The sequence below is a fragment of the Pleomorphochaeta sp. genome (assembly GCF_050031695.1).
Taxonomy (GTDB): Bacteria; Spirochaetota; Spirochaetia; order Sphaerochaetales; family Sphaerochaetaceae; genus Pleomorphochaeta.
Genome location: NZ_JBNAIC010000048.1, coordinates 1 through 7,471, shown reverse-complemented (window position 1 = coordinate 7,471; position 7,471 = coordinate 1). Strand labels below are relative to the sequence as shown.

The window sequence follows — 7,471 nt, the reverse complement described above, 5'->3', positions numbered from 1 at the left end:
CAATAAAAGTGTTGTCTAAGAAGCTTATACTTTCATTTTTATAAACATTTTTCTCAACTAAATTCATTATTTGAGTAATTGTGACAAATAATATAAAAACTACTGTAATTAATTTAATTGAAAAAGTTCTAACATTTTTTCTTAATTGATCTTGGAAATTCATATATTATATAATAAAACTGATATATTCATTAAAGCAAGTAAATTATAAGATGAGTAATATATAATCGATTTAATAAATTTATGGGAGAAAATATTATGAAAGTTAAAGATTATTATAACTGGCTAAAAGATAATTGGGCACACATAGGTTTTGTATTAGCGTTTTATTTGACCTTATTTAGTTTTGTTTTTATTAAAAAATCTAACTTTCCAGTTTTTTTAATAATAATACAAACTCCTCTTTATATGCTTCATGAGAGTGAAGAATATTTATTTCCCGGCGGTTTTCAACATTTTTTTAATCATGATATTTTTAAAATAGAACAAAAAGAGGGACCTTTAGATAGAAATTTTATATTTTTTGTAAATATATTTTATATTTGGGTATTATTGCCTTTGTTTGGAATATTTTCTATCTATTCTATAAATTTAGGTTTATGGATTCCTTATTTTACAATTTTTGCTGGAGTATCTCATATTGCTCTAGGTATAAAAGCTCATAAATTATATAATCCTGGTCTTATTGTTAGCTTATTATTAAATATTCCTATTGGAATATTGTCAGTTAGGTATTTTTTAAATAATGCGATACTAAATAATGCTTTTTTTAATATTTACTTTTTTATAGGACTATCCCTTAATCTTATATTACCAATAGCTGGAAAAGTTGTTTATTCTAAATATGTTAAAAAATATAAATAATTTACATATTCAATTATAATATAAGACTATTTAAAAGAGTTAAATTATTAAATAAATGTAGTCTCTATAATAAATATAGAAGATTTTATATACTTTTATCTAAAAATATAAGTGTAAAGTTATTATTAGTAATTTACATATTCAGGCTCTGACTGTACTGCTCCTATAGATAATTCACCATTAGTTAATCTTGGATTACCTAATATATCATAAGGGATATATTCACTTGTATTATTATCATTATCTAAATCAACTATATCTTTTAATATATAGGATGGATCTCCAGTATGATATAAATATTGATTTCCAGGACTTACATTATGGTTAAAATATAGATCTTTTTCAGTTAATATTTGGTCAAAAGCTTTTGCAAAATTTTCTTGATAACTTGTATTTACAAAGCTTATTCCTTCAGTATTACTATGGTATGGTATTACTGTATTAAAATACATACTTTCTCTAATATCTTCTCCGGTTATTTCATCTTTAGTTCCAGTATAATCATCAACATCTTCAAAAATTAAACTATTATAGAATTTAGATGGTGTAGTTCCTCCTATTTCAATAATAATTGATGTCATATTTATATTAAGAGAAACTGGATTATTAACAAAAGTTGATTGATAACAATTTAAATTTGCTGAAGGTTTTAAATGAATAGATGGAGCACCGTAGCTATTTTCACTATCATTGCCAATAAAAACTGTCTGATTTAAATCTAATTGAATATTATCCTTAACATATATAGCCCCACCTGCGTTACTTACTGTATTGTCTAAAAATATACTTTGCCAAATTGATTGAGTACCGGAATCTCCATTGTCCATTAATGAATATATTGCTCCACCTTCATTAGCAAAATTATTTTCAAATTTACAATCTACTATTGTTGGATATGATGCACAATTATACATACCTCCACCATTATAATGATTTACGTATCCCCAAGCATATCCATCAGAAATTGTACATTTTTGTATCCAAGCAGATGGGTTAAGTTGATGTAAGTTTCCAGAATGATAGAAAACGTGGTAACAATTATCAGTATTGTCATTAAGATCTCCAATGTTTCCTGAAAGAATTGTTTCTTCAAAAGAATTAGAGAAAGAAGATGGATAACCACCAATCAATTTAATATTATTGATTAGCATAAAATGGTGGAATCTTTCAGATTCACTACTATTATCGCTAGTAATTGCGGGTCTTTCTTTTGGATAATATATACCTTTAGCAACATGAACTTCAGCAATATCGTAAATGGATGCTAAATAAAGGGCGTTTTGTATATCATTAGATGGATTATCACTTGTATATCCAAATAAAGAATAGTCTGATGGGGCTGCGTTATTGTCGACAAATAAATATTCTGGCATTGTTTCTGGGATTTGTATTTCGTAAGGTCCTAAATCACAATAGTTTCCATTATATCCTGATTTTTCATTAATAAGTAAAATATCGCTTGGTCTAAGATTATCAATTTGTGTTAGGTTTAAATCAACTAAACGTTGATTATTATTGATATCAGAAGTTATACCTTCAATACTCATTCCCATATCTAATGCGGGGTTTCTAACATCTTCATAAAGAGAGAGGAAATCATTATTTATGTCATCATCATTATCATACTTAAATAATCTAGTATCTTTAGAAATAGCAATATAACCATCACCTATTATATTTTTATCTTGAATAATTGAGCACTTTGCATTTTGAATAGAATTATAAGGATAATAAGTTCCACTTGAATCATTATTTTCTCCATTTTTCCAAATTATACTATTTATTATATCGCTTGTTGTAGAAAATCCAGTATCAGATAAAGATGCATTATTATAAGCTATTGAACAGTTGTACATATTAATTAAACTTTCATTATATACATGTATAGTAGATTTTCCGTTTTTAAATATTGATGTGTTTTTTAGATTTACTTTTATTTTTTTATTAGAATTTCCATAAATTGAATAATCATCATTGTTAAATATTCTTAAATTATTAAAATTTTGTTCATAATAATTTAACCAAGCATTTATATTTATTACGCCACCATTACTAGAAGTATTATTATATAGTTGTATATTGTTAAGTGTAACTGATGCATCTTCTATATATATTGCAGATCCAGAAGATGCATAATTATCATATATTTTTAAGTTCTTTAGTGTAGGTGTCGCCCCTTGTAAGTAAATTCCACCTCCATTTTGAGAAGAACCATAAGCTTTTCCTTTAGTTATGCTAACATTATCTAAAATAGCTATAGATGTAATAGAAGAAGAACTTGGTAAGTAAATTACATGATAGGATGTGTTATTCCCATTTAATATTGTTTCACCACCGATAGGTACATTATCGGTTTCACTACCTTTAAATCCTCCAGTAATTGTTACATTATTTTTTAGTGCGAAATGAAGGCCATTATTAGCATATGATTCTAAACCGTTAGGATGTGAAGTAGGATAATATGTACCTTCTTTTACATTTACAAATTTTATTCCAGAAGAGGCGGCATCATCGATTGCATCTTGTAAATCACCATAAGCTGTTTCCCAAGTAGATCCAAAACCTGTCCCATTAGGGGTTACATATAGGGCTTTAGTAGATGGGTCAAAACTGTTTCCAGGTGTGATAGACTCTGTAAAACAAGTATTTTCGTTTCCAACTCTATCTTTTAATATATATTTAAAGGTTGTTTCTTCTATAGCCCCAACTTCGTTTTCATCATTTTCTTGGATTATTGAAGAACCATCGCCAATTGATTCTAATAAAGTGTAATTTGTTGTACTTCCTGATTTATAATAAACATCAATATTTACTAAATCTGTATTATTATTCGTCCAAAGAGTTTTTGCAATTCTAAATGGTTGTGTAGTTGGATAAGAAAAGGTTAATTCAGTTGGTGCTAATCTATCAATAGTTATGGTTTTAGTATTTATTGCATCATCACCTAAATTAGATTTTTCTTCATATCTAATATATATAGTTAATTCTGAATTTTCACCTTCACTAGTTTGATATATTAGTGTTCTATTATATGTTGTAATCCAATCACTAGATTCACTAATTTTATATTGGAATGTATAAATTGTTGTTTCATCAATTGGGAAAGTAGGTTCTATATATATTTCTTCTACATTTGTTATTTCATCTATTTGTTCATTACTGTACATATCTGAAAATAATTTAAAAGAAGGTACTGTAGATAGTTTATTTATTGTAAAATCACATGATACAAAACTATTTCCTCTTTCACCTAATTTGTTTTCAAAATATATTTCAATATGATGGGTGCCGTTCTCGCTTATCTCTATAACATTAGATGTTTTACAGACTTTAAATGGGCTTGAATCTATAGAATAGTACATAGTCCCATCTTCAGGATTCATATTATTTGGGGAAGAATATGAAAGTAAAACACTTTCAGATGTAGTTTCTCCATTTATTATTGTAAAATTAGAGTCTTTACTAATTAAATTCATTTGCATTACATCAGGTATTTCAAAGTTGTCTGAACCCGGTGTTGGGCAGCTAGTTAAAATCAAAATACTAATTGAAAATATAATGCAATGAACTAAAAAATGTTTTTTATTCATAATCATAGCCTCTTTATATCAAAATCACATTTTAAATTATATCATAAGTATCAGATAATACAATATTTGATACTTATTTATGAAAATTATTATAATAGCAATTAATATTTTTATGCAGAAGTAGTTTAGCTGTTAAACTTTTTTTCCAATTTTAAGAATATGATAAATCCAATAAGTGCTGAAATAATATCGCTAATTGGTTGAGCAAATGCAATACCATTTAAACCTATTATATAATCAGCTAAAAATAAAACAGGGATATATATAAAACCTTGTCTACTTACAGCTAAGATAAATGAGGCAAATCCATTTCCCATTGCTTGGAATGAGAATTGATAGACAAACATTATTCCAACGAAAGGTATAGAAATCATTAAGGTTCTAAGCATCATAGCTCCTAATTTTATAACTTCAGTATCAGAAATGAAAATATGAACTATTTGATTTGCAAATATTATATATGATATAGATAATATAAGGCCAAAGATGAAGTTTAATTTAATAGCATAATTCATTGATGCTTTTTGTCTTTTTATATTTTTAGCTCCATAGTTATATGCTATTAAAGGTTGAGATCCAGAGGCAATTCCTTCTTGAATTAATACTGTAAGTAAGTTTGCTTTTATAGCAACTCCCATTGCAGCAATAGCAATATCTCCATGCTTTGCTAATACTATATTTAATAAGATATTGCTAACACTCATTAATATGTTAACTAAAGCTGCTGGAAGTCCAATTGAAAATACTTCTATAAATATTCTGTTCCTCATTTTAAAATATTTTATATTTAAATTTAGTATTGAAGTCTTTTTTATTACTATAAACCAAATAAAATAAGCTACAGAAATACAATTCCCTATAATAGTAGCTACTGCTGCTCCTTTAACACCCATTCCAATTAAAAAAATATTTATATTAAAGATAGATATCTTATCTAAAATAAAAATAGGATCAAGTATGATATTAGTAATAGTTCCAAGAACCATACCATTCATTGCTCTTTTAGCAGCACCTTCACCTCTGACTAAATTAGATAAAGTTGATGTTAATACTACAACTGGAGCAAAATATGCAATTGTATCTAAATATATTTTCGCATCTAAAAAAGTATTATCACTGGCGCCAGAAAAATAAATAATAGATTTAGAAAATAGTGAATATATTACTGCACTAAATATACCTATAAAAATGGAGCCATAAAAACAAAAACTGCTTATATTTTTAACAATATAATCTTTTCTTTTTCCAAGTGCTCTTGAAATAAATGTTGCACCACCAATTCCAAACATATTACCAAAGGCCATTAATAATAAAAATATTGGTGAAGCTACTGAAATAGATGCTACTTTATTAGCATCATTAAGTTGTCCAACAAAGAAAATGTCTACCATATTATATAATATAATTATTAACATGCTAACGACTGTAGGTAGTGCGAGTTTTCTCATTGCAACAGGGATGGGATCATTTTCAAAAATGTCTCTGTTTAAAACTAAAGAATTTTCTTCTTTCTTATTATTTGTGTCCATATATGTATTCCTAATTAGTTGTTTTTCACTCTTGCTACATTGTATAAATATAATCACTAATTAAAAGGAAGAAAGTCATATTTTTATAAAAATCATATTACGTTTATCATATTTAAAAAAGTACTCAATGACGAAGGTAATTATTTGATAAAAATACACATTTGTTATTGAATCTTCCTAAAAATAAAAATAAGAATTCCATTGTTGATTGTGTTATATAATGATTTCGTATTAATTTTTATGAAAAATCTAATAAAAAGAGTGAAAAAATCATAAATCTAAAAAAAACGCAAGGGCTTAAGTAATTTATTGATATGTGAATTTTATTTTTAAATATAAATCTATATGTTTACAAAAATATATTTTTATACAAAAAATGATAAATATGTAAAATATAAATGAAATATTTTTTCTCATTATTTTTAAATTTGTAACTTTATGGATAACTTAAATTCTTCAAATTCTAAAATTAATAGTATTATTTAAGTAATATGTTTTAATGTGTATTACATGTGTAACTATTGTGTAATTTGTGTAAGAACAGTAAAAAAGTGTGAAGTAAGTGCTATTATTCGGGTAAATAAAAATTTATTTTTAGGAGAGTGAAATGACAAAATTAAATTTAAAGAAAATTTCAACTTTATTAACTGTTTCTGTATTTGCTGTTTTCGCACTTAATGCAGACCCTCAACTTAGTGGTAGTTCTTATGTAACTTATACTAGTACTGTATCTGAAGCTTCTGGTTCCTATGATTTAGCTGATTCTCTATCAAGTGGTGCTACAGTTGTATTAGAAGAATCAACTGATACAACAGATTTCTGTTTAGATATCGACTTTGCTATTGCTGATACTGGTGCTGTTACTTTATCTGCAGATGAAGCTAGTATTTCTTATACAGCTGATATGTTAGCTATTCAAGCTGGTTGGTCTGAAATGTCAATGGGTTATGAAAACTGGTATAATGCTGGTGATGTATTAGGTGATACACAAACTTACAATGCTTCTGTAGCTTTAACAGTTCTTTCAGATGACGAAAGTTCTTTAGTATTAACTCCATTCACTGAATTAACTGCTGGTTATGGTGTTGCTGTTAATTATGATTTAACTGCTGAAGAAGGTTTAACTGGTGTTGAAGTTGTAGGTTACTATGACTATGCTGATGAAGCTATGGCTGCTGCAACAATTACTGGTACATTAGGTATTGATTTTGCTATTGATGGTAAAGTAATGTTAAGTGATACTTCTGATTTCGAAGTAGCTGCTGTAATTGCTGCTGACATTGATGATGCTTCAACTTACTTAGATGTTTATTATACTAATAGTGAAAGTACTTTATATGTAACTCCTCAAGTATATTATACTGTAGATGATACAACTTCATTAATTGCTTATTATACTGCTACATATGATATGGATGCTTCATCTTTATCAAATTGGGCTGAATTAGGTATTAAGAAATATGTTGCTGATGACTTCTATGTATTCCC

Annotated in this window: 4 protein-coding genes; 2 read left to right on the top strand and 2 right to left on the bottom strand. The window is 26.8% G+C overall.

Going from position 1 to position 7,471, the window contains the following annotated elements; translation table 11 throughout:
• Positions 1-258: 258 nt before the first annotated feature.
• Entirely contained in the window at positions 259-864 is a 606-nt protein-coding gene (locus ACPKM0_RS08860) for an HXXEE domain-containing protein (RefSeq protein ID WP_472475243.1), read from the top strand.
• Between the two features lie 125 nt (positions 865-989).
• On the opposite strand, the gene ACPKM0_RS08855 is transcribed toward ACPKM0_RS08860, so the two are convergent.
• Together ACPKM0_RS08855 and ACPKM0_RS08850 are read right to left on the bottom strand one after the other, a co-directional pair.
• Positions 990-4,454 (bottom strand): hypothetical protein, encoded by a 3,465-nt coding sequence (locus ACPKM0_RS08855; protein WP_472475242.1) that lies wholly within the window; start codon positions 4,452-4,454, stop codon positions 990-992.
• Positions 4,455-4,579: 125 nt separating this feature from the next.
• Positions 4,580-5,983, bottom strand: coding sequence for an MATE family efflux transporter (locus ACPKM0_RS08850; RefSeq protein ID WP_472475240.1), 1,404 nt, complete (start codon positions 5,981-5,983; stop codon positions 4,580-4,582).
• Between the two features lie 607 nt (positions 5,984-6,590).
• Here ACPKM0_RS08850 and ACPKM0_RS08845 point away from each other — a divergent pair.
• On the top strand, positions 6,591-7,471 hold an 881-nt coding region (locus tag ACPKM0_RS08845), incomplete at its 3' end, for a hypothetical protein (protein WP_472475238.1).